Origin of the sequence: Sphingomonas sp. S2M10 (assembly GCF_012650175.1) — a bacterium.
GTDB lineage: Bacteria > Pseudomonadota > Alphaproteobacteria > Sphingomonadales > Sphingomonadaceae > Sphingomonas.
The window spans coordinates 131688-151433 of sequence record NZ_JAAILI010000055.1; the positions used below are offsets into that span (position 1 = coordinate 131688).

The following is a 19746-nucleotide window of genomic DNA, read 5'->3' on the forward strand; positions in this document are numbered from 1 at the left end:
CGCTCAGCGCTCGAAGCGCACGCGGGCGACGACCGGATAATGGTCGCTCGGGTACACCTCGCCCCGATGCGTATCGATCGTCGCGATCCGCTCGACTGCGAAGCCGCGCGTCAGGATCCAGTCGATGCGGCGATCGCCCTTGCCGGTGAAGCCGTGGAAGGTGAAGTCCGGCCCCTGATGGTCGGCGCGCGCGATCCACGCGTCCGCGAGCGTCCTGGCCAGCACCGCATGGGCGGGCTTGTCGACGGTGGTGTTGAAGTCGCCGGTGACGATCACCGGCAGCTCCTTGGGGCCCGCCGCGACGCGATCGGACAGTAGCTGCGCACCGCGGGTCCGGGCGGCCTCGTCCTCGTCGCGATAGGGAAAATGCGTGTTGTAGAAGCGGAACCGGCGCCCCTCGCGCGTCTCGAACGTCGCCCAGGTCACCATGCGCGGCAGGGGGTGCCCCCAGCTGATGCTGCCCGGCACCTCGGGCGTGTCCGAAAGCCAGAACTGGCCCTGCTCTACGATCTTCAGCCGGTCGCGCCGGTAGAAGATCCCCATATGCTCGTCCTTGTGGCCACCAAAGCGGTCGGTGCCGAACCAGCTATACTGCGGCAGCGCCCTGACGACATCGTCGCCCTGGCGCTGGAACAGCTCCTGCGTGCCGATCAGGTCAGGATCGGCTGCGCGGATCGTCGCGAAGGTGAGGTCGCGGCGTTTCTCCCACAGATTTGCACCATCGCCGTCGCTTGGCATGCGGATGTTGAGGCTCATCACCGTCAGCGCGGGCGCGCCCTGCGCCAGTACGGGCGCGCACGCCAGCATCGCGGCAAGCGCCGCCACAAAACCCCAAAAACGCTGCATCAACCCGCTCCTTCGAGTGCCTTCTGGCGGCGGCGTTGCACCGAGCTGCCGATGCCCATCGCCTCGCGATATTTCGCCACCGTGCGGCGGGCGATATCGAAGCCCTTCGCATTGAGCATTTCCACGAGCGTGTCGTCGGATAGAATCTTCTTCGGCTCCTCGGCGGCGATCAGCGTCCGAATCGCGCTCTTCACCGCCTCGGCCGACACCGCCTCGCCGCCATCGGCCGACTGGATCGCGCTGGTGAAGAAATATTTCAGCTCGAACAGGCCGCGCGCGCAGCTGAGATATTTGTTGCTGGTGACGCGGCTGACGGTCGATTCGTGCATCTCGATCGCATCCGCCACCTGGCGCAGCGTCAGCGGGCGGAGATGCGCGACGCCCTTCAGGAAAAAGCCTTCCTGCTGCTTCACGATCTCGCTCGCCACCTTGATGATCGTGCGCTGGCGCTGGTCGAGCGCCTTGACCAGCCAGTTGGCGCTGGCGAGCATGTCGCTGAGCCAGGCCTTGCTCGCCTTGTCCTGCTTGCCGCCCGAAACCTCGGCATAATAGGCGCGGTTCACCAGCACCCGCGGCAGGGTCGCGGCGTTGATCTCCACCGCCCAGCCGGTGCCGCGCCGCGCGACGAAGATGTCCGGGGTCACCGCCGGCACCGGATCGCCGCCATAGCGGCAGCCGGGCTTGGGATCATAGTTGCGCAGCTCGCGAATCATGTCGGCGAGGTCCTCGTCGTCGACATTGCACATCCGCCGCAACCGCCCGAGGTCGCCGCGCGCGACCAGCTCGAGATTGTCGATCAGCCGCGCCATGCACGGATCGTAGCGGTCCGCCTCCTTGGCCTGGAGCGCGAGGCACTCGGCAAGGTCGCGTGCGCCGACGCCGGTGGGATCGAAGGTCTGGATGATGCCCAGCACCGCCTCGACGCGGGCGAGCGGCACGCCCAGTCGCTCGGCGATCTCGCGCAGCGGCACCGTGAGATAGCCGCACTCGTCGATCTGGTCGATCAGGTGCTGGGCGATGAACAGGTCGGGCCCCGAGACGCCGGAGCCGGCCTGCGCGAGCAGATGGTCGGCGAGGCTGAGATCGCTGGTGCCGAGGCTGTCGAGATCCGGCCCCTCCTCCGATCCGCCGCCGCCCACGCCGTTCATGCCGAGGCCGCCGTCCAGCCCACCGATCATGTCGCTAACCGAATCATGGTGAAAGGCTTCGGTCGCGAGATCGACGTCGAGCGCCGCCTCCCCCGTCGCTTCGCCGCCGAGGATCAGTTCGCTGGCATCGGCGGGGCCGTCGCGCGGCTCGAAATCGTCGCCGCTATCGGCAGGCTCCGGCGGCCCGTCGTCGCCGCCCTGCGCGTCGAGCAGCGGGTTGCGCTCCACCTCCTCGGCGATAAAGGTCTCGATCTCGAGGTTCGAGAGCGCCAGCAGCTTGATCGCCTGCTGGAGCTGCGGCGTCATCACCAGCGATTGCGACTGGCGCAGATCGAGGCGAGGCGCGAGACTCATCGCATTTAGAGCGAGAAGCTCTCGCCGAGATACAGGCGGCGGACATTCTCGTCCCGTACCAGATCGTCGGGCGAGCCGGCGAACAGCACCCGGCCGTCATAGATGATATAGCCGCGATCGACGATCTCCAGCGTCTCGCGGACATTGTGATCGGTGATCAGCACGCCGATGCCGCGCTGCTTGAGCTGCTTCACCAGGTCGCGAATGTCGGCGATCGAGATCGGATCAATGCCTGCAAACGGTTCGTCGAGCAGGATGATCGTCGGGTTGGCAGCCAGCGCGCGGGCGATCTCGGCACGGCGGCGTTCGCCGCCAGACAGCGCCATGGCGGGCGAAGTGCGCAGCCGGGTGAGGCCGAACTCGTCGAGCAGCTCGTCCAGCCGCGCCTGACGGGCGTCGCGATCAGGCTCGGCGAGCTCCAGCACGGCGGAAATGTTCTTTTCCACGCTCAGCCCGCGGAAGATCGAGGTTTCCTGCGGAAGATAACCGAGGCCGAGAATCGCGCGGCGATACATCGGCAGGCGGGTGATATCCTCGCCGTCGAGCATGATGCGGCCGCTGTCGGGCTTCACCAGGCCCATCACCGAATAGAAGCAGGTCGTCTTGCCTGCGCCGTTCGGCCCCAGCAGACCGACGACCTCGCCGCGCCCGACCGAGACGGACACGTCGGTGAGCACCGTGCGCTTGTCGTACGACTTGGCGATCGAGACCACCGCAAGCCCGCGATCGGGCAGCGGCACGGGATCCGGGGCGGAGCTTTCGGGGGCGGCGATGGCGACGTCGGTCATGACGGCTCCTGCTAGGTGAACGCTGGTCTGGTCCCCGCCCGAAGCGTGGCCGCTTGGCAGGGTTCCTGCATGATAACGCGCGCGAAGAAAAGGCTTTGCACGGCGTACCGTGGCAATGCCCCGGCTTATTGCTTCGTGGTGTCGCGCGCAGGCACGGAGAAGCGGCCGGTCACGCGGCCGCCCGAATTCTGCGTCGCCGGCCCTGCAGGTGCGCCGCCGAAGGTGGCACGGCTGGTGTCGAGATTGATCGTCAGCCGCGGGCCTGCCGCGTTGGCCGTGTTCGATCCCGCCTGCTGCAGTGTGACATTGCCGATCATCGTGATGATCCGTCGATCGACATCGTACACCGCATAGCTGGAGCGCGCGGTCTGGCTCGGCCGCGTCACCGTCACGCCGCCGGTGGCGTCGAGCCGCGAGGCCTGGGGCGAGCCGTTGAGCGCGCTGCCGCTGTAAGCGACCGTCACGCGCGCTGCACGCAGGGTCATGTCCGACTGCTTGATGACCACCCCGCCGCTCAGGATCGCGCGGTTGGCCTTGTCGTCCAGCTGGATGTTCTTCGCGTCGAAATCGATCGGGGCGTTCGAATCATGCCGGACCTGCGCGGCAGCGGGTACGGCGGCGAGCAGCAGCGGCAGCCCGAGGGCGAGCGGAGCGAGAGCGCGGGTCATCAGGGCCTCCTTGCCGGCTTCGGCGTCATCCGCAAGTGCGCATTGCCTTCGAGCGAGATCAGCCGCTTGTCGAGATCGGCGCGCAGGCGATCGGCGCGGAAGGTGCCGGTGGGGGTATTGCCGGTCACCGCCCCGCCGCTTTCCAGCTGGCGCGTCTTCAGGTCTAGCGTAGCGTCATGGGTGTTGAGCAGATAGCCGTCGCTTGTCTGGAAGCGAATCGGCCCGTCGATCATCATCTGATCGGTGTTGAGATTGTAGCGCCCGTGATTGGCGACCAGCGTGGCGGGCCCGTCGGTCAGGCTCAGCCGCGCGTTGAGTTCGTTGAGCTGCACCACCGGCTCGGCCGAGCTCCGCTGCACCGCGGAGCCTGCATGCAGTTCAAACTGGCGGCCCTTGGCATCCTCGCCGCGATAATCGGCCGCGACGATCTTCAGCCGCTCGGGCGACATCGCCACCTTGTTCTTGTCGAGCACGAAGCTCACGTCGCCGCCCATGAACAGCGGCGCGCTGACCAGGAACGCGGCAAGCGCGCCGATCAGGATCGGCAGCAGCACCAGCGCGACGCGCACGGCGCGATCGTGGCTGCTCCCGGGATGGGCCCAGGCGCGCTTCTGCGTGGTCAGACGGGCGGCGATCTCAGACATAGGCTCCCTTGTGGGGAGCCGAAACGGCCAAGACAACCACTCGATCCGCGCGATCACGCATGGGCGAAGATATCCACCTCGGGCCAGCCGGCGATGTCGAGCTCGGCGCGCCAGGGCAGGAAGTCGAAACAGGCCTGCGCCATCTCCGTCCGGCCTTCGCGCTCGAGTCGCTTGTCCAGCTCGACCTTCATCGCATGGAGGAACCGCACATCGGAGGCGGCATAGTCGCGCTGCGCTTCCGAAAGATCCGGGCCGCCCCAGTCGGACGACTGCTGCTGCTTGGAGATTTCCGCACCCACCAGTTCGCGCGCCAGATCCTTCAGGCCATGGCGATCCGTGTAGGTGCGCACCAGGCGCGAGGCGATCTTGGTGCAATAGACCGGCCCGGCAGTGACGCCGAGATAGAAGCGAATCGCCGCCAGATCGAATCGGGCGAAGTGATACAGCTTCAGCCGCTCGGGATCCGCCAGCACCGCGCGGAGATTGGGCGCGGCATAGTTGGACTGCGGGCCGAAGCGCACCAGATGCTCGTCGCCGGACCCGTCCGACAGCTGGACCAGGCAAAGCCGGTCGCGCGGCGTGACGAGGCCCATCGTTTCGGTGTCGACGGCGATGGCGGCGCCGGGCGCGAACACGCCTTCCGGCAGATCTTCTTCGTGGAAATGGACGGTCATCGCGCTCGCGTAGCGGGGTTGGCGCCGCACCTCAATGCCTTGCCGCACCTGCACTGCTTTGCATTTCCCGGATTCGCGCGGTATGTGCGCCGCGATTTCCTCAAGCGCCCGGATCGATCCCATATGATCGGTACGCGCAAACCGTGCCTGGAAAACGTCACCACCGTTGCCGCGCGGACACTTTCCTGCCGCAAACGCGGGCATGCGCGCGATTTTCGTTCGCGCACCCTGTTTTTTTGGAGTATGACTCTGCCCCGGGCGCTACGTTAGCGCCGGAAGACCTGCGTTTTTCGTCCGGCGCTCGGGTTTTGATTGGTAGTTTGTAGGGCGAACCGGGAAGACGAACAGGGCATGAGTTTCGATAGAGGACGTCGCGGCGAGCGCGGTGGGCGCGGCAGGGACAAGCGCGATGGTTTCGGCGACGATAACTTCGGCGGCGGCGGCTTCGGCGGCGGCTTCGAAGATCGCGGCGGCTTTGGTGGTGGCGGTCGCGGCGGCTTCGGCGGCGGCGGTGGCGGCTTCGGCGGCGGCGGCGGCGGTGGCTTCCGCGGCGGTGGCGGCGGCTTCGGCGGCGGCGGCGGCGGTGGTTTCCGCGGCGGCGGCGGCGGTGGCGGCGGGATGCCGCCCCAGGTCATCGGCGAAGGCACCGGTGTCGTTAAGTTCTTCAACGCGCAAAAGGGCTTCGGCTTCATCGTTCGCGATGACGGCGGCGAGGACGTTTTCGTGCACATCTCCGCGGTGGAACAGGCAGGCCTGACCGCGCTGGCGGAAGGCCAGCCGCTCGGCTTCACGCTTGTCGATCGCGGCGGCCGCATCTCGGCGACCACGCTGAAGATCGACGGCGAGCCGATGGAAGTCGTCGAGCGCGCACCGCGCGAAGCGGCGCCGGGTGGCGGCTTCGGCGGCGACCGCGGTGCCCCGCGTGGCGGCCCGCAGCGCCAGCTGACCGGTGAGAAGGCGACCGGCACGGTCAAGTTCTTCAACGCGATGAAGGGCTTCGGCTTCATTCAGCGCGATGACGGCCAGCCCGATGCGTTCGTGCACATCTCGGCCGTCGAGCGCGCCGGCATGCCGACGCTCAACGAAGGCGACCGGCTCGAGTTCGAGCTGGAAGTGGATCGTCGCGGCAAGTACGCGGCGGTGAACCTTTCGCCGCAGCAGTAAGCCGACCGGCTACTAACGCACAGGAGGGGCCGGGCGGCGACGCCCGGCCTTTTCTTTTGCGCCTCGTCCCGGCGATAGTCTGTAGGAGACACGCCTGTGCAGATCGCCGTTCTTACCTTTGATGGCTTCAACGAACTGGACAGCTTCATCGCTGCGGCAATCCTCAACCGCATGCGCGCGCACGGGTGGGCGGCGCACATCACCTGCCCCAGCGAGGAGGTGACCTCGCTCAACGGCGTGACGATCCGGCGCCAGCGCCCGCTGGCGTTCGCGGCGGAGGCCGATGCCGTGATCATCGGCAGCGGCAGCAAGACTCGCGAGATCGCCGCCGATGCCGATCTGCTCGCGCAGATCCGCCTCGATCCCGAACGCCAGCTGATCGGCGCGCAGTGTTCGGGCACGCTGGTGCTGGCGAAGCTGGGCCTGATCGGCGCGCTGCCCGCCTGCACCGATCTCACCACCAAGCCCTGGGTGATCGAGGCCGGCATCGACGTGATCGACGCGCCGTTCGTTGCGCACGGCAATGTCGCGACCGCCGGCGGCTGCATGGCCTCGCAATATCTCGCCGCCTGGATGCTCGCGCGCGGCGGCGGGCTGGAGGCGGCGCGGGAAGCGCTCCACTATGTCGCACCTGTCGGCGAGAAGACCGCGACGGTTGCGCAGGCGATCGGCGTGGTCCTGCCCTTTCTTCCGGTCGTCGCCGACGCGCAGCACCGCCCACAGGCGGCCTGAGCCGCTAGCCCGCCGCAGCTGCGACCGGCCCCTCGAACAGCGCGGGTGCTTCCGCGACGATCGTGCAGGTCAGCCCCTCCGGCGCGAAATCCAGCCGCACCTGCGCCTGCAGGTCGCCCGCCAGCGCGCGTTCCAGCATGCGGGTGCCGAATCCTTGCCGCGTGGGCGCGACGACCGGAGGACCGCCCCGCTCGCGCCACGCGAGATGCAGGCGCGGCGGCGGCCCCGGCTCGACCTGCCATTCGAACTCGACCCACCCCGCCTCGCCCGCAAGCGCACCATATTTGAGCGCATTGGTGCAGAGTTCGTGCAGCGCCATCGCCATCGTGACCGCGATGCGCGAATCGAGCCAGATCACCGGCCCGCCGATCCGCACCCGGTCGGCGACGCCGCAGGAATCGATCGCGCCTTCCGCCACGTCGGCGAGTTCGGCCTTCTCCCAATGCACCTTGGTCAGCGTGTCATGGGCGCGGGCGAGCGCGCCGAGCCGCCCCTCGAACGCCCGCTGGGCCGTGACGGGATCGGGATTGCGCCCGATCGTCTGCCGCGCCAGCGCCTGCACGACCGAGAGCATGTTCTTCACGCGGTGATTGAGTTCGTCGATCAACAGCCGCTGATGCCGCGCCGCCTCGGCCAGTGCGCGCTGGGTCTCGCGCAATTCGGTCGCATCGAAATAATAGCAGATCACGCCCTGCCGGCCGTCCGGCAGGCGGGCTCGGTGAAGCTCCCACTCATAGCCCTCCACCATATCCACATCGGCGCGAGCCTCGACGAACGCCTGCGAGCGAAACGCCTCCCCCGTTTCCAGTGTGTGGCGAAGGTGGCCGACAATTCGCTGCGCCACGGCTTCCGGCCAAAGGATGCGGATCGCCTCGTCAAATGGCCGGCCGATGACGGGTCGGACGTTGCAAAAGGCCCCTTCCTGGCCGCGCTCGTTCATCGCGACAATCGTGAAGCCGTCATCGACGAGATAAATGCCGAACGGACATTTGTTGATCAGTTCGAGGAAGATGTCCCCCTGCCGCGCGCTATGCTCGGCGACCTGCCGGAGCCATGCCTCGGGTACGCCCTCAGCGGCAGGTCCCAGCAGGGCATCCCGCCCGGTGAAGCGCTCCGACAACGCCTCTGCCTCGAAGCCCGACCTGGTCCGCATCGATTCTCCCCCGAACTGGCAGCGTGACGAGCGTGCGGGGCGCGCCTGTGCCAATCCGGGGCAAGCTTAGCTTTTCGGACAACGGCCTGTCCAATCCTTCACCGGGCAGGCGATCGCGGATCAGCGGATGAAATAGCCGGCGACCCGCCAGCCGCCACCCTCGCGCACGAGGATGACGGTCTCGGTCGAGTCGCCGCGCTCGGCAAAGGCGGTCTGGAACTTGAGGATCTCATAGTCGCCGTCGGGGGCGCCCGGCAGCATCTTGGCCTTGAGCACCGACTGGAATCGACGCGTCACCACCGCGCCCAAGGGCTGCCGTACCGGCGTCACCATTTCGGCCCAGCGCGCTTCCGTGACCTGACTGCGGAACATGGCGGCGGCAGCCTGCCAGCTCGCCTGCCATTTGCCCTGATCGACCAGCGTCATCCACGCATTGGCGGCATCGATGCTGGCGGGCATGTTCTCGACGGCGGCGGCAGGGGCCTGCGGCGGCGGAGCGGACGGTGCGCGCAGCCCGATGGCGACGATGGCGGCGATGAGCAGCGACATGATGAGCATTCCTCCACTGAGCCAGGCAAGCCCGTGCACCCGTTGCGATCGGGCTGCCGACGGAGCGGAAGAAGCCATGGCGGGCCGTTCCGCCGACACCCCCAACGGCCTGTCCCCCGAATTTTCGGGGTCGGCCGGCTCGGTCTCGGCCAGTCTGCGCGCCGCTTCCCGGCTGCTGGCCACGCCCAGCTTTCGCCGTGCATCGCGCAGCCGCTCGTTCACCGTATGCACCGAAAGGCCCAGTTCACGGGCGATCGACTTGGCGTCATGCCCGGCCAGCAACAGGCGCAGCGTTGTCTTCTCACGCTCGGTCAGCGTGCCCTTGTCGCGCTGCGGTGGCGATGCATCCCCCATCAACCTGCCCCTGTCCTTCCGCGCTTGTACGAACCGGCGTATGGGCCCGCCAGCCTGCCCAGGCGCACCCCAAGAAATTTGTCCCTCAGGTTACCAGCCGGCGCAGCCCTGCGATGCTGTCCGCCTCTGCGGCAGGCTTGTCGTTGCGGATGCGGGCGATGCGCGGGAAGCGCATCGCCAGTCCCGACTTGTGCCGCTTCGATTCGTGGATCGAATCGAATGCCACCTCCAGCACCAGCGACTTGTCCGTCTCCCGCACCGGGCCGAAGCGGTTGACCGTGTGGGTGCGCACATGGCGGTCGAGCCATTTCAGCTCTTCATCGGTGAAGCCGAAATAGGCCTTGCCCACCGGCAGCAGTTCGCCGTTCTCGGTCCAGGCGCCAAAGGTAAAGTCGGAATAGAAACTGCTGCGCTTGCCGGACCCGCGCTGCGCATACATCAGCACGCAATCGGCGGTGAGGGGATCGCGCTTCCACTTGTACCACAGGCCCACCCGGCGGCCCGCAACATAGGGCGAATCGCGACGCTTGAGCATCACGCCCTCGATCGCCGCGTCGCGCGCACCCGCGCGGATCTCCTCCAGCGCGGCGAAGTCGGCGGCATCGATCACCGCCGAGAGATCGAAGCGATCGGGCTCCAGCCCCGGCACGAAGGCCTCGAGCCGCGCGCGCCGCTCCTGCCACGGCAGCGCGCGAACGTCTTCCGTCCCGTCGAACAGTATGTCGTAGAGGCGAACGAACGCCGGAAACTCGGCCAGTGTCTTGGCGGAGACGATCTTGCGCCCCAACCGCTGCTGCAGCGCGTTGAAGCTGCCCGCCTCGCCGCCCTGCGCCTCGCCGCGCACCAGCAATTCGCCGTCGAGCACGCCGGGCGTTGCGAACGCCGCCGCCACTTCGGGGAAGCTGCGGGTGATGTCGTCACCCGCCCGGCTGTAGAGCCGGGTCTCGCCGCCCGCATGGACGAGCTGGACGCGGATGCCGTCCCATTTCCACTCCGCCGCATATTCGGCGAGGCTGACCTGCGTCTCCTCCAGCGGGTGGGCGAGCATGAAGGGACGGAACACCGGCACGTCCTCGGCGCGCGGCTGCCCGGCGCGGCCCTCGGCCCAGTCGAACAGCCGGTCATAGGGCGGGTGCAGCCCGTGCCACACCTCCTCCACCGCATCGACATCGAGCCCGAAGGCCTGGGCAAGCGCGGTCTTCGCCAGCCGCGCCGAGATGCCGACGCGCAGCGCCCCCGTCGCCAGCTTGAGCAGCGCATAGCGCTCGTCCGACTCCAGCCGGTCCAGCATCGCGGCGAGAACCGCCGGCGCATCGGAGCGCGACAGAGCCCCGAGCGTCGACACGACGTGCGACAGGGTGAGCGGCGTACTTTCGGGCGGCGGCACGTGCGGCTCGGGCCAGAGCAGCGCGATCGTCTCCGCCGAATCGCCGACAAAGTCGCGGCTCATGCCGTACAGCACCGGATCGACCCGGGATTCGATCAAGGCACGGAGCAGTGCAGGCTTCACCGCCGGCAGGTCGAGCGCGCCGGTCAGCGCCGCCATCGCCCAGCCGCGATCGGGATCGGGCGTCGCGCGCAGATAGTCGCCGATCAGGCGAAGCTTGGCATTGCGCGAGCGGGTGTAGATCAGCCGGTCGAGCAGGTCGGCAAAAGCGCGCATGGCCAAGTAGATGGGGGCACGTGGCGGATGGCGCTAGCCCTTGGCCGCCCCGCCCGGATCGCCGGGCGCCGCCAGTAGCCAGTCGACCGCCGCGGCCGCGTGAAGCGCGGTTGTGTCGAACACCGGCACGGGGCTGTCTGCGGCGCCGATCAACAGCATGATCTCGGTACAACCAAGGATCACCGCCTCCGCCCCCGCCGCCACCAACCGCTCGATGACGACACGATAGGCAGCGCGGGACTCGGCGAGCACCTTGCCCGCGACCAGTTCCTCATAGATCACGCGGTGCACGGTTTCGCGGTCTGCCGCATCGGGAACGAGCACGCGCAATCCGTACCGCGCCGCCAGGCGATCCTTGTAGAAGGGCTGTTCCATGGTGAACGCGGTGCCGAGCAGGCCGACCGTGGCGAAACCGGCGGCCTTGATGCGCGCGGCAGTGGGATCCGCGATGTGGAGTAGCGGGATATCGACTGCAGCCTCTACCTGCGCTGCCAGACGGTGCATCGTGTTGGTGCAGATCAGCAGACCCTCGGCGCCACCCGTCTCCAGCCGCTGCGCTGCGTCCACCAGCCGATCGCCCAGCGCGTCCCAGTCACCGCGATGCTGCAGCGCCTCGATCTCGGCAAAGTCGAACGACCAGAGCAGGCAGCGTGCCGAGGCGGTCGGCCCCAGCCGATCGCGCACCCCGTAGTTCAGCAGGCGATAATATTCTGCCGAACTCTCCCAGCTCATCCCGCCTAGCATGCCGATCATCCGCATGCCTGCAGCGTGCCACGACCGGCCGCCGACATCCACCACCGGATCACGGCCCGCCGGGGTTCGAAAAGCGCGTGCCATGCTCTAGGGCCGGGGCATGAAGCGTCTCCTCCTGCTGCTGCTCGCCTTGATGCTGCCGATCCTCGGCATTGTCGCCTGGGGCCTGTCCACCGCGATGCGCGATCCCGTCGTGCGGCGGCTGACCATCCATATGCGCGACTGGCCGGCGCGCGCGGCCCCGATGCGGGTCGTTCTGATCAGCGACCTGCACGTCGCCGGACCCGAGACCACGCCGTCACGGCTCGCGCGCATCGTCGGCCAGGTCAACGCGCTACGGCCGGACCTGGTCCTGATCGCCGGTGACGTCGAGCAGGACCGCTGGATCAGCACGCGACTCTATGAGGCGGAGGAGGCCACCGCGCCGCTCGCCCGGCTGCGCGCACGCTACGGTGTGGTCGCGGTGCTCGGCAACCATGATTATGAGCGGTGCAGCAAGACCGAGCTGCCGCCCTGGCTGGAAAAGCGGGGCATTACCGTGCTGCGCAACGAAGCGGTACGTCTGGGCGCCTTGACCGTCGCCGGTGCCGATGATCTCTACCATGGCAAATATCGGCAAAGGCGGCTCGATGATGCCGCGCGCGCGCTGCCGGGCCCTACGGTGGTGCTGAGCCACACGCCCGACATCGCTCCCACGCTCCCCGCCCGCTACCCGCTGGTCCTGGCCGGCCACACCCATTGCGGGCAGATCGCGCTGCCGCTGATCGGGCCGATCACCGCCTCCTCCCACTATGGGCTGCGCTATGTCTGCGGGCTGATCCGCGAACCCGGCCGGAATGTGCTGGTCACTGCCGGGATCGGCACCAGCGGCGTGCCGCTGCGGATCGGCGCGGTGCCCGATTTCTGGCTGCTGACCTTCGATGGAGCAGCGCGCTGACGATTCGCAAAGCTGCCGCAATTCGCCCCTAGCCTCGCAGCTCGGGCGCGCGTCGCGTCCGTCCAGGGAGAGCCTTTCCGATGAAGCTTCTTGTCGCAGGCGCGGTCGCCGCCGCCATGTTGAGCCCCGCCGCCATGGCCCAGCAGACCCCGGCGCCCGCCGCCGCCCCTGCGGCAGCCCCGGCCGCCAAGTTCAACCTCGATACCCCGATCGAGTCGCTGATCGCCGACGAAAAGGCCAAGGCGGTGCTCGACACCGACATTCCGGGCCTGTCGTCACACCCTGCGCTCGATCAGTTCAAGGCGATGAGCCTCAAGGCCGTGCAGCCCTTCTCGAACGGCGCGCTGACCGACGCGATGCTCAAGAAGGTCGAAACCGACCTCGCCGCCATCAAATAAGCGGCGGGTGGCCGGTGCTCCCCGGGGAGCACCGGCCGTTTTCCGCTCAGCCCTTGCGGCTGGCCTCGAACAGGAACCAGGCGCGCTCTTCGGCCTGGTCGGTCCATTCGTCGACGATGCCGCTGGTGGCGTTGTCCTTGGCCTCTTCGGCCGCTTCCTTCACCGCGCGGAAGCTCTCGACGAGCTTCAGATTGTCGTCGCGCAGCTCGGCGAGCATGTCGCCCGGCGCCACGAACGCCGCGTCATTGTCCGAGATCGTCTGGCGACGCGCGATGTCGCCGATCGAGCGCAGCGTGGTGTTGCCGGTCTTACGGACCCGCTCGGCAATCGCATCGGTTACACCCAGAATCTGCGTCGCCTGATCGTCGAGCAGCAGGTGATAATCGCGGAAGTGGGGGCCGGAGACGTGCCAGTGGAAGTTCTTGGTCTTGAGATACAGCGTGAAGCAGTCCGCCAGCGCGCTGTTCAGGGCATCGGCGACGCTCTTGGTATCGTTGCGATTGAGGTCGGTCGGCGTCGCGAGTGCGGGATTATCAGCCATGGGTGTCCTCCTGAAGGCGGTCGATTCGTAGCCCTAACGATCGGGATATAGGATCGGGTTCCGCGACGGAAACAGCCATGCGGATGGATTATCCCGATCAGGCTGATCGGCGGTTCCACTGGGCGCGGGATCGGCGATGTGCGCGCCAAGGCTTGACTTTCCCGGCCGATTCGCGCATCCGCTCCCGCCTGTCAGCGGTGTGCCCATGGCGCGCCGCTCTTTTCTTTTCGCACGAATCAAGGGTTCCGGGTCATGGCAAAGCCGACCACCGTAAAGATCAAGCTCGTCAGCACGGCGGATACGGGCTTCTTCTATGTCACCAAGAAGAATCCGCGCACGCAGACCGAGAAGCTCAGCTTCCGCAAATATGATCCGGTCGTGCGCAAGCATGTCGACTTCAAGGAAGCGAAGATCAAGTAATGCTGCCGGGCGCCCCAGCCGCGCCCGCGCTGTTTGATCGCATCGCGCCGGATCCTTCGGGGGTCCGGCGTTTTCGCTGTATCACGGCTTATTCCTCGATCGTGGCCATCAGCTTTTCGACCTGATCGACGAAGCGCGCCAGCGAGATCGGCTTGGCGACATAGGAGCGCGCCCCGGCTGCGCGGATCCGCTCTTCGTCCTCGTGGCTCGAATAGGCGGTCACCGCCATGATCGGGATGCGGCCCAGCACCGGATCGGCCTGCATCTGGCCGATCAGCTCGAAGCCGGTGACGTGCGGCAGCTGCACGTCCATGATGACGAGATGCGGACGGAAGCGATGTGCGCTCGGCACGGCCTCGCGCCCGTCGCGCACCGGCTCGGCTTCATAGCCATGCGCGCGCAACAGGTCGCAGAAGAGCTTCAGGTTCAGTTCGTTGTCCTCGACAACGAGTACTCTTTTTGGCACGCGCTACCCCTAGTCTGCGGCAGTGGTGTTAGGCGATGGCGGGCGACGTGACAAATCCCGAAACAATGGCCCTCCAGGCTTTGGCGTGGATTCTCAGCGAGTCCGGGCGCGCGGCGCGCCTGCTGGACCTCACGGGTCTGGACCCCGCAACGCTGCGGGCGCGGGCCGGCGACCCCACCTTGCTCGCCGCAGCGATCGGCTTTCTCGAATCGTACGAACCCGATCTGATCGCGTGCGCCGATGCGCTCGATCTCTCCCCCGCGGTGCTGGTCGAGGCCCGCCGCCAGCTGGAACGCGCATGAAACCGCTGCTGATCACCGATTGCGATGAAGTGCTGCTCCACATGGTGCGCCATTTCGGCGAATGGCTGGGCGACACCCATGACATCGATTTTGCCTTGAACGGCAGCGCGTTCGAAGGTGCCATGCGGCGGCGCGGCGACGGCAGCACGCTGGAGGGCCCGGAAATGTGGGCGCTGCTCGACGGCTTCTTCCCCGCCGAGATGGAGCGCCAGACGCTGGTGCCGCACGCCCGGGAGGCGCTGGGCCGCATCGCAGCGGTGGCCGACATCGTCGTGCTCACCAACCTGCAGGACCATTGCCGCGATCACCGCATCACCCAATTGGCGAATCACGGCATCGTTCACCGCGTAGAATGCAATCAGGGCGGCAAGGGTGCCCCGGTGGCGAAACTGGTCGCGGAGCACGGCGCGCCGGTCGCGGTGTTCGTCGACGATCTCGCCGTCCACCATGAATCGGTCGCCAAGCATGCGCCCGACGTGTTCCGGCTCCACATGGTGGCCGAGCCGAGCCTGGCTCCCAAGGTGCCCCCCGCCCCGCACGCCCATGCGCGTATCGACGACTGGCGCGACGCCGAAGCATGGATCCTGGAGCGCTTCGCCGGCGCCTGACGAGGCCTTGACCCTGCCCGCGCCCGGTGGTTGGGTCGGGGCATGACCACTGCCATCGATCGCACGCTCGCCGAGCTCGGCCTCGCCCTTCCCGAGGCCGCCGCTCCCGTCGCCGCCTATGTCCCGGCCGTTGCGGCCGGCGGGCTGCTCCACCTCTCCGGGCAGCTGCCGTTCAAGGACGGCGCGCTGATGACCGGCCGCCTCGGCGAAGACCGCGACGTCGCCTATGGCACCGAGGCGGCACAGCGCTGCGGCCTGATGCTTGTCGCGCAGATCAAGAAGGCGCTCGACGGCGACCTTTCGCGAGTCAAACGCGTGGTGAAGCTGGGCGTGTTCGTGAATTCCACCGCCGATTTCACCGATCAGCCCAAGGTCGCCAACGGCGCGTCGGAACTGATGCAGGCGCTGTTCGGTGAGGCCGGCCGCCACGCCCGCAGCGCGGTGGGCGTCGCCGCCCTGCCGCTGGGCGCCGCCGTCGAAGTCGACGCGATCATCGAACTCTCCTGAACCGAAGCACCGCCAACGAAAAACGCCGGCCCGCATTTCTGCGCGCCGGCGTTTTGCTTGTCGGGCGATGCGCGCCCTTATTGCGGCGTGCTGACGCTCGCGTCCTTGTTGTCGCCCTGGGGCGATTTCAGGATGTCCTGGGTGGTGGTGCCCTTGTCGACCACGGTGGTCGCCGGGCTCCCGGCATTGCTGCGCACGCCGGCATCGGCGCTCGCGGCCCCTGCCTGGTCGAGCGTCGCGGTCTCGGCCGGGCTGCGCGCCGCGGTGCCGCCGAACAGCGCTTCCAGCGCCTGATCGGACGGATTGGTGTCCTGCGGGCGGGCAGCACCCGGCTGCGGCGGACGCAGCGAGAAATCGGGCGGGATCACCAGCGGTGCCTGGCGGGCCACCGCGAACTCGTCCGGACGCGCCCGATCATACCCCTTCTTGCCGCACGCCGACAGCGAGGCCACCAGGGCGACGCCGGTCGCGACGAGGATCAACTTACGCATTGAATTTCTTCTCCACAGGGGCAGGCGACTTGGGGTTCTTGTCGCGAACGAGCAGGGCACGAAGCAGCAGGATCACCACGCCGATGGTAATCGCGGCATCGGCCACGTTGAAGACCAAAAAGGGGCGCCATTCGCCGAAATGCAGATCGGCGAAATCGACGACATAGCCGAGGCGGCTGCGATCGAGGATGTTGCCGCACGCGCCCCCCAGCACCAGGCCGAGCGCGACGACGTCACCGGTCTTCTTCTCGCGCAGCATCCACACGCACACGCCGATCGCGATGCACACGGTCATCAGCACCAGCAGCCAGCGCATGGTCGGGCTGTTGGCCGAGAGCAGGCCCAGCGACACGCCGATATTCTTGACGAAGCGCAGGTCGAAGAACGACGTGATCGTCATCGAGTCATTCTGCACCACCAGCCCAAGCGGGCCGGTGACGATGTACTTGGTCAGCTGGTCGAGCACGAACACGGCAAGCGCCGCAGCGAAGCCATAGAGGCGAACCTGCTTCATCACGACACCACCTCTGCGCAACGATCGCACAATGCCCCATCCTCGGTCACTTCGGGAAGATGGCGCCAGCACCGGCCGCATTTGTGGCGATCGGTGGGCGTGACCGTGACATCGGCGCCTTGCTCCACCTTCGCCACGATGAACAGCTCGGTGAGATCCTCGGCCGGCATCGGCAGGCTTGGCACCGTCACCTCGGCCTCGAGGCTGGAGCGCACCTTCTTCTCGCGGCGATAGGGCTCGATCGCTTCGGTGACGGTCTGGCGCAGCGCGCGGATCGCGGTCCAGTCATGCGCGACCGCAGCACCTTGCGGCAGCAACGGCCATTCGAGCTCGTGAACTGATCCGTCCTCGCTCGGGAAGCGGCTCTGCCACACTTCCTCGGCGGTGAAGGCGAGGATCGGCGCGGCGTAGCGGACCAGCGCGTGGAACAGCACGTCCAGCACCGTGCGATAGGCGCGGCGCTTGGGATCGCTCTCCGCGTCGCAATAGAGGCAGTCCTTGCGGATATCGAAGAAGAAGGCCGAGAGGTCCTCGTTCATGAAGTCGCCGAGCGCGCGCGCATAGCGATTGAACTCGAACGCCTCCGCCGCCGAGCGCAGTTCCGCATCCAGCGCCGCCAGCTTGTGAAGCACATAGCGCTCCAGCTCGGGCATCTCGGCCACCGCGACCTTCTCGGCCTCGCCAAACCCGTCGAGCGCGCCGAGCAGATAGCGGAAGGTGTTGCGGATCTTGCGGTACGCGTCGCCGGTGCCGGCCAGCACTTCCTTGCCGATGCGGACGTCGTCGAAATAGTCGGTCTGCGCGACCCAGAGGCGCAGGATGTCCGCGCCGCTCTCGCCGATGATCTTTAAGGGATCGACGACGTTGCCGAGCGACTTGGACATCTTCTTGCCCTGGCCGTCGAGCGCGAAGCCATGGGTGAGCACCGCGTCATAGGGCGCCCGGCCGCGCGTGCCCGACGATTCGAGCAGCGACGACTGGAACCAGCCGCGATGCTGGTCCGAGCCTTCGAGATAGAGGTTGGCGCGGGCGCCCTCGCCGTAGCGCGCCTCGATCACGAAGCTGTGGGTCGAGCCGCTGTCGAACCACACGTCGAGAATGTCGGTGACGACCTCATAGTCCTCGAAGGCGTAGTCGGGGCCGAGCAGCGCCTGGTGGTCGGCCTGGAACCAGGCATCGGCCCCGCCGGCGCGGAAGGCATCGAGGATGCGGGCGTTGACCGCGGGGTCGCGGAGATAGTCGCCGGTCGCACGGTTGACGTAGAGCGCGATCGGCACGCCCCAGGCGCGCTGGCGGCTGATCACCCAGTCCGGGCGGCCCTCCACCATCGCGCGGATGCGGTTGATCGAGCGCTCCGGCACCCAGCGGGTGCGTTCGATGGAGTCGAGGGCGATCTGGCGGAGCGTGGGGGCGTTGCTGTGCGCTCCCCCTCCCGCTTGCGGGAGGGGGCTGGGGGGTGGGCCCCCGGCATCCGCGAGTGCATCGCTGGTGGAGAGCGAGGGCCCACCCCCGGCCCCTCCCGCAAGCGGGAGGGGAGCGGATCTATCCATGGGAATGAACCACTGCGGGGTCGCCCGGAAGATGATCTTGGCCTTGCTCCGCCAGCTGTGCGGATAGCTGTGCTGGAAGTCGTCCGAGGCGGCGAGCAGCGCGCCGGCGGCCCGCAGGTCCGAGCAGATCGGGCCTTCGGCGCTGGCGAACTTCTTGTTGATCACCGATCCCTGGCCGCCGAGCCACAGCCAGTCGGCGCGGTACATGCCGGCGCCGTCGACCGCGAAGACGGGGTCGATGCCGTGCGCCTTGCACAGCAGGAAGTCGTCCTCGCCGTGATCCGGCGCCATATGGACGAGGCCGGTACCCGCATCGGTGGTGACGAAGTCGCCGGGCAGGAACGGCCGCGGCTTGGCGAAGAACCCGCCGAGCGCGTGCATCGGGTGGCGTGCGACGGCACCGGCGAGCTGCGAACCAAGGAATGTCGGCTTGCTTTCCAGGTCGATTCCGAAGTGCTCGGCTCCGGACGAAGGTGGGCGACTGATGCCTGCCTTCTGCGCACGATCCATGAAGCTAGCGACAAGCGGCTTTGCGATCAGCAGCTTTCGGACTTCTGTGATCGTGACCGATTTTCCGAACTCCGCCTCCGGCAAATTCGTCCAATCGTCGATCAGAACGTACTCAACCTCAGGCCCATAGGCGAGCGCCTGGTTCACCGGGATCGTCCACGGCGTGGTCGTCCAGATTACCGCGTAAGCGCCTTCGAGCTCCGGCGCGTTCGGCGCGGACTCAATCTGGAACGCCACGTCAATCTGCGTGGACGTGATGTCCTCATATTCGACCTCGGCCTCGGCCAGCGCGGTCTTTTCGACCGGCGACCACATCACCGGCTTGGCGCCGCGATAGAGCTGGCCGCTCTCGGCGAACTTGAGCAGTTCGCCCGCGATCCGCGCCTCGGCGTCGAACTTCATGGTGAGATAGGGATCGTCCCAGTCGCCCAGGATGCCGAGCCGCTCGAACTGGCCGCGCTGCACCGCCACCCACTTCTCCGCATAGGCGCGGCATTCGGCGCGGAAGGCGACGGGGTCGACTTCGTCCTTGTTGAGCTTCTTGGCGCGGTACGCCTCTTCGACCTTCCACTCGATCGGCAGGCCGTGGCAGTCCCAGCCGGGGACGTAGGGCGCGTCCTTGCCCATCAGGCTCTGGCTGCGGACGACGATGTCCTTGAGGATCTTGTTGAGCGCATGGCCCATATGGATGTCGCCATTGGCGTAGGGCGGGCCGTCGTGCAGCAGGAAGCGCTCGCGGCCGGCGCGGGCCTCGCGCAGCTTGCTGTAGAGGCCAATCTTCGCCCAGCGCTCGAGGATGGCGGGCTCCTTGGCAGCAAGGCCGGCCTTCATCGGGAAATCGGTCTTCGGCAGGAAGACGGTGTCGCGCCAGTCGCGCTGGGTGTCGGTTGCGTCAGTCATGGGTCGCGCGGGATTAGCCGGTGTGGCGGGGGAAGTCATCCCTGCTCTTCTTCTAAGCCCCTCCTCCTTGGAGGAGGGGTTGGGGTGGAGGGATTCCAGAACAGAAGTTGGT

The 19746-nt window shown here is 67.4% G+C and carries 23 protein-coding genes; 8 read left to right on the forward strand and 15 right to left on the reverse strand.

The features are described from left to right. Positions 1–3: 3 nt before the first annotated feature. The 6 genes from S2M10_RS13370 to S2M10_RS13395 all read right to left on the reverse strand — a co-directional run bounded on the left by S2M10_RS13370 (position 4) and on the right by S2M10_RS13395 (position 5122). Positions 4–846, reverse strand: a complete 843-nt coding sequence (locus S2M10_RS13370) for an endonuclease/exonuclease/phosphatase family protein (RefSeq protein WP_168846490.1) — start codon at positions 844–846, stop codon at positions 4–6. After that, on the reverse strand, positions 846–2348 hold the full coding sequence (rpoN, locus tag S2M10_RS13375) for an RNA polymerase factor sigma-54 (RefSeq protein WP_168846491.1): 1503 nt from the start codon (positions 2346–2348) through the stop codon (positions 846–848). Before rpoN ends, S2M10_RS13370 begins: the two co-directional genes overlap by 1 nt. 5 nt (positions 2349–2353) lie before the next feature. Beyond that, on the reverse strand, positions 2354–3136 hold the full coding sequence (gene lptB / locus S2M10_RS13380; RefSeq protein ID WP_168846492.1) for an LPS export ABC transporter ATP-binding protein: 783 nt from the start codon (positions 3134–3136) through the stop codon (positions 2354–2356). 125 nt (positions 3137–3261) lie between these two features. After that, a complete protein-coding gene (locus S2M10_RS13385) occupies positions 3262–3804 on the reverse strand; it encodes an LptA/OstA family protein (RefSeq protein ID WP_168846493.1) in 543 nt (180 codons plus the stop codon). Next, positions 3804–4448 (reverse strand): LPS export ABC transporter periplasmic protein LptC, encoded by a 645-nt coding sequence (gene lptC, locus S2M10_RS13390; protein ID WP_168846494.1) that lies wholly within the window; start codon positions 4446–4448, stop codon positions 3804–3806. Before lptC ends, S2M10_RS13385 begins: the two co-directional genes overlap by 1 nt. A gap of 53 nt (positions 4449–4501) precedes the next feature. Then, positions 4502–5122, reverse strand: a complete 621-nt coding sequence (locus S2M10_RS13395) for a ribonuclease D (RefSeq protein WP_168846495.1) — start codon at positions 5120–5122, stop codon at positions 4502–4504. Between the two features lie 351 nt (positions 5123–5473). On the opposite strand from S2M10_RS13395, the gene S2M10_RS22990 reads away from it, so the two are divergent. Both S2M10_RS22990 and S2M10_RS13405 read left to right on the forward strand, forming a co-directional pair. After that, positions 5474–6286, forward strand: coding sequence for a cold-shock protein (locus S2M10_RS22990; RefSeq protein WP_168846496.1), 813 nt, complete (start codon positions 5474–5476; stop codon positions 6284–6286). Between the two features lie 96 nt (positions 6287–6382). Further along, a complete protein-coding gene (locus S2M10_RS13405) occupies positions 6383–7018 on the forward strand; it encodes a DJ-1/PfpI family protein (protein ID WP_168846497.1) in 636 nt (211 codons plus the stop codon). Positions 7019–7022: 4 nt separating this feature from the next. Here S2M10_RS13405 and S2M10_RS13410 read toward each other — a convergent pair whose 3' ends face one another. The 4 genes from S2M10_RS13410 to S2M10_RS13425 all read right to left on the reverse strand — a co-directional run bounded on the left by S2M10_RS13410 (position 7023) and on the right by S2M10_RS13425 (position 11496). Then, the gene (locus S2M10_RS13410; RefSeq protein ID WP_168846498.1) at positions 7023–8171 is read right to left on the reverse strand and encodes a PAS domain-containing sensor histidine kinase; all 1149 of its coding nucleotides are present in this window, start codon (positions 8169–8171) and stop codon (positions 7023–7025) included. Positions 8172–8291: 120 nt separating this feature from the next. Beyond that, positions 8292–9074, reverse strand: a complete 783-nt coding sequence (locus tag S2M10_RS13415) for a DUF4019 domain-containing protein (RefSeq protein WP_168846499.1) — start codon at positions 9072–9074, stop codon at positions 8292–8294. Between the two features lie 85 nt (positions 9075–9159). After that, positions 9160–10737, reverse strand: coding sequence for a cisplatin damage response ATP-dependent DNA ligase (locus S2M10_RS13420; protein ID WP_168846500.1), 1578 nt, complete (start codon positions 10735–10737; stop codon positions 9160–9162). Positions 10738–10770: 33 nt separating this feature from the next. Beyond that, entirely contained in the window at positions 10771–11496 is a 726-nt protein-coding gene (locus S2M10_RS13425; protein ID WP_168846560.1) for an aspartate/glutamate racemase family protein, read from the reverse strand. 94 nt (positions 11497–11590) lie between these two features. Here S2M10_RS13425 and S2M10_RS13430 point away from each other — a divergent pair, with 94 nt between their 5' ends. Both S2M10_RS13430 and S2M10_RS13435 read left to right on the forward strand, forming a co-directional pair. Next, positions 11591–12427 (forward strand): metallophosphoesterase, encoded by an 837-nt coding sequence (locus S2M10_RS13430; RefSeq protein WP_168846501.1) that lies wholly within the window; start codon positions 11591–11593, stop codon positions 12425–12427. An 80-nt stretch (positions 12428–12507) separates the two neighbouring features. Continuing rightward, on the forward strand, positions 12508–12825 hold the full coding sequence (locus tag S2M10_RS13435) for a hypothetical protein (RefSeq protein ID WP_168846502.1): 318 nt from the start codon (positions 12508–12510) through the stop codon (positions 12823–12825). Between the two features lie 46 nt (positions 12826–12871). Here the strand turns inward: S2M10_RS13435 and S2M10_RS13440 are convergent, their stop codons facing one another. Beyond that, positions 12872–13366, reverse strand: a complete 495-nt coding sequence (locus tag S2M10_RS13440; RefSeq protein WP_168846503.1) for a DNA starvation/stationary phase protection protein — start codon at positions 13364–13366, stop codon at positions 12872–12874. Between the two features lie 252 nt (positions 13367–13618). Here S2M10_RS13440 and rpmG point away from each other — a divergent pair, with 252 nt between their 5' ends. Continuing rightward, positions 13619–13786, forward strand: a complete 168-nt coding sequence (rpmG, locus tag S2M10_RS13445) for a 50S ribosomal protein L33 (RefSeq protein ID WP_010125625.1) — start codon at positions 13619–13621, stop codon at positions 13784–13786. Positions 13787–13874: 88 nt separating this feature from the next. On the opposite strand, the gene S2M10_RS13450 is transcribed toward rpmG, so the two are convergent. Beyond that, positions 13875–14252 carry a response regulator gene (locus S2M10_RS13450; protein WP_168846504.1) on the reverse strand — a complete coding sequence of 126 codons (378 nt, stop codon included), beginning with the start codon at positions 14250–14252 and terminating at the stop codon, positions 13875–13877. A gap of 35 nt (positions 14253–14287) precedes the next feature. Between S2M10_RS13450 and S2M10_RS13455 the strand changes: the two genes are divergently transcribed. Genes S2M10_RS13455 through S2M10_RS13465 form a run of 3 tightly spaced genes read left to right on the forward strand, consistent with a single transcriptional unit; the run spans position 14288 to position 15669 of the window. Further along, complete coding sequence (locus S2M10_RS13455) at positions 14288–14554, forward strand: DUF3572 domain-containing protein (protein WP_168846505.1); 267 nt, start codon at positions 14288–14290, stop codon at positions 14552–14554. Continuing rightward, positions 14551–15162 carry an HAD family hydrolase gene (locus tag S2M10_RS13460; protein ID WP_168846506.1) on the forward strand — a complete coding sequence of 204 codons (612 nt, stop codon included), beginning with the start codon at positions 14551–14553 and terminating at the stop codon, positions 15160–15162. The genes S2M10_RS13455 and S2M10_RS13460 overlap by 4 nt, the downstream gene beginning before the upstream one ends. Before the next feature lie 42 nt (positions 15163–15204). After that, positions 15205–15669, forward strand: coding sequence for a RidA family protein (locus S2M10_RS13465; RefSeq protein WP_168846507.1), 465 nt, complete (start codon positions 15205–15207; stop codon positions 15667–15669). A gap of 77 nt (positions 15670–15746) precedes the next feature. Here the strand turns inward: S2M10_RS13465 and S2M10_RS13470 are convergent, their stop codons facing one another. The 3 genes from S2M10_RS13470 to ileS are packed head-to-tail and all read right to left on the reverse strand — an operon-like array spanning position 15747 to position 19634. Beyond that, positions 15747–16160: a DUF3035 domain-containing protein gene (locus S2M10_RS13470; RefSeq protein WP_168846508.1), complete on the reverse strand. Its 414-nt coding sequence runs from the start codon at positions 16158–16160 to the stop codon at positions 15747–15749. Continuing rightward, entirely contained in the window at positions 16153–16674 is a 522-nt protein-coding gene (gene lspA, locus S2M10_RS13475; protein WP_168846509.1) for a signal peptidase II, read from the reverse strand. The genes S2M10_RS13470 and lspA overlap by 8 nt, the downstream gene beginning before the upstream one ends. After that, positions 16674–19634, reverse strand: coding sequence for an isoleucine--tRNA ligase (gene ileS / locus S2M10_RS13480; protein WP_168846510.1), 2961 nt, complete (start codon positions 19632–19634; stop codon positions 16674–16676). Before ileS ends, lspA begins: the two co-directional genes overlap by 1 nt. Positions 19635–19746: the final 112 nt, after the last annotated feature.

What these genes read in the sequence shown, in the direction of transcription:
- S2M10_RS13465 (WP_168846507.1), top strand. Translation starts at nt 15,205, where the DNA reads ATGACCACTGCCATCGATCGCACGCTCGCCGAGCTCGGCCTCGCCCTT.
- S2M10_RS13370 (WP_168846490.1), bottom strand. Translation starts at nt 846, where the DNA reads ATGCAGCGTTTTTGGGGTTTTGTGGCGGCGCTTGCCGCGATGCTGGCG.
- rpmG (WP_010125625.1), top strand. Translation starts at nt 13,619, where the DNA reads ATGGCAAAGCCGACCACCGTAAAGATCAAGCTCGTCAGCACGGCGGAT.
- rpoN (WP_168846491.1), bottom strand. Translation starts at nt 2,348, where the DNA reads ATGAGTCTCGCGCCTCGCCTCGATCTGCGCCAGTCGCAATCGCTGGTG.
- S2M10_RS13425 (WP_168846560.1), bottom strand. Translation starts at nt 11,496, where the DNA reads ATGCGGATGATCGGCATGCTAGGCGGGATGAGCTGGGAGAGTTCGGCA.
- S2M10_RS13460 (WP_168846506.1), top strand. Translation starts at nt 14,551, where the DNA reads ATGAAACCGCTGCTGATCACCGATTGCGATGAAGTGCTGCTCCACATG.
- S2M10_RS13395 (WP_168846495.1), bottom strand. Translation starts at nt 5,122, where the DNA reads ATGACCGTCCATTTCCACGAAGAAGATCTGCCGGAAGGCGTGTTCGCG.
- S2M10_RS13430 (WP_168846501.1), top strand. Translation starts at nt 11,591, where the DNA reads ATGAAGCGTCTCCTCCTGCTGCTGCTCGCCTTGATGCTGCCGATCCTC.
- S2M10_RS13435 (WP_168846502.1), top strand. Translation starts at nt 12,508, where the DNA reads ATGAAGCTTCTTGTCGCAGGCGCGGTCGCCGCCGCCATGTTGAGCCCC.
- ileS (WP_168846510.1), bottom strand. Translation starts at nt 19,634, where the DNA reads ATGACTGACGCAACCGACACCCAGCGCGACTGGCGCGACACCGTCTTC.
- S2M10_RS13410 (WP_168846498.1), bottom strand. Translation starts at nt 8,171, where the DNA reads ATGCGGACCAGGTCGGGCTTCGAGGCAGAGGCGTTGTCGGAGCGCTTC.
- S2M10_RS22990 (WP_168846496.1), top strand. Translation starts at nt 5,474, where the DNA reads ATGAGTTTCGATAGAGGACGTCGCGGCGAGCGCGGTGGGCGCGGCAGG.
- S2M10_RS13440 (WP_168846503.1), bottom strand. Translation starts at nt 13,366, where the DNA reads ATGGCTGATAATCCCGCACTCGCGACGCCGACCGACCTCAATCGCAAC.
- lptC (WP_168846494.1), bottom strand. Translation starts at nt 4,448, where the DNA reads ATGTCTGAGATCGCCGCCCGTCTGACCACGCAGAAGCGCGCCTGGGCC.
- S2M10_RS13420 (WP_168846500.1), bottom strand. Translation starts at nt 10,737, where the DNA reads ATGCGCGCTTTTGCCGACCTGCTCGACCGGCTGATCTACACCCGCTCG.
- lspA (WP_168846509.1), bottom strand. Translation starts at nt 16,674, where the DNA reads ATGAAGCAGGTTCGCCTCTATGGCTTCGCTGCGGCGCTTGCCGTGTTC.
- S2M10_RS13415 (WP_168846499.1), bottom strand. Translation starts at nt 9,074, where the DNA reads ATGGGGGATGCATCGCCACCGCAGCGCGACAAGGGCACGCTGACCGAG.
- S2M10_RS13470 (WP_168846508.1), bottom strand. Translation starts at nt 16,160, where the DNA reads ATGCGTAAGTTGATCCTCGTCGCGACCGGCGTCGCCCTGGTGGCCTCG.
- S2M10_RS13455 (WP_168846505.1), top strand. Translation starts at nt 14,288, where the DNA reads ATGGCGGGCGACGTGACAAATCCCGAAACAATGGCCCTCCAGGCTTTG.
- S2M10_RS13385 (WP_168846493.1), bottom strand. Translation starts at nt 3,804, where the DNA reads ATGACCCGCGCTCTCGCTCCGCTCGCCCTCGGGCTGCCGCTGCTGCTC.
- lptB (WP_168846492.1), bottom strand. Translation starts at nt 3,136, where the DNA reads ATGACCGACGTCGCCATCGCCGCCCCCGAAAGCTCCGCCCCGGATCCC.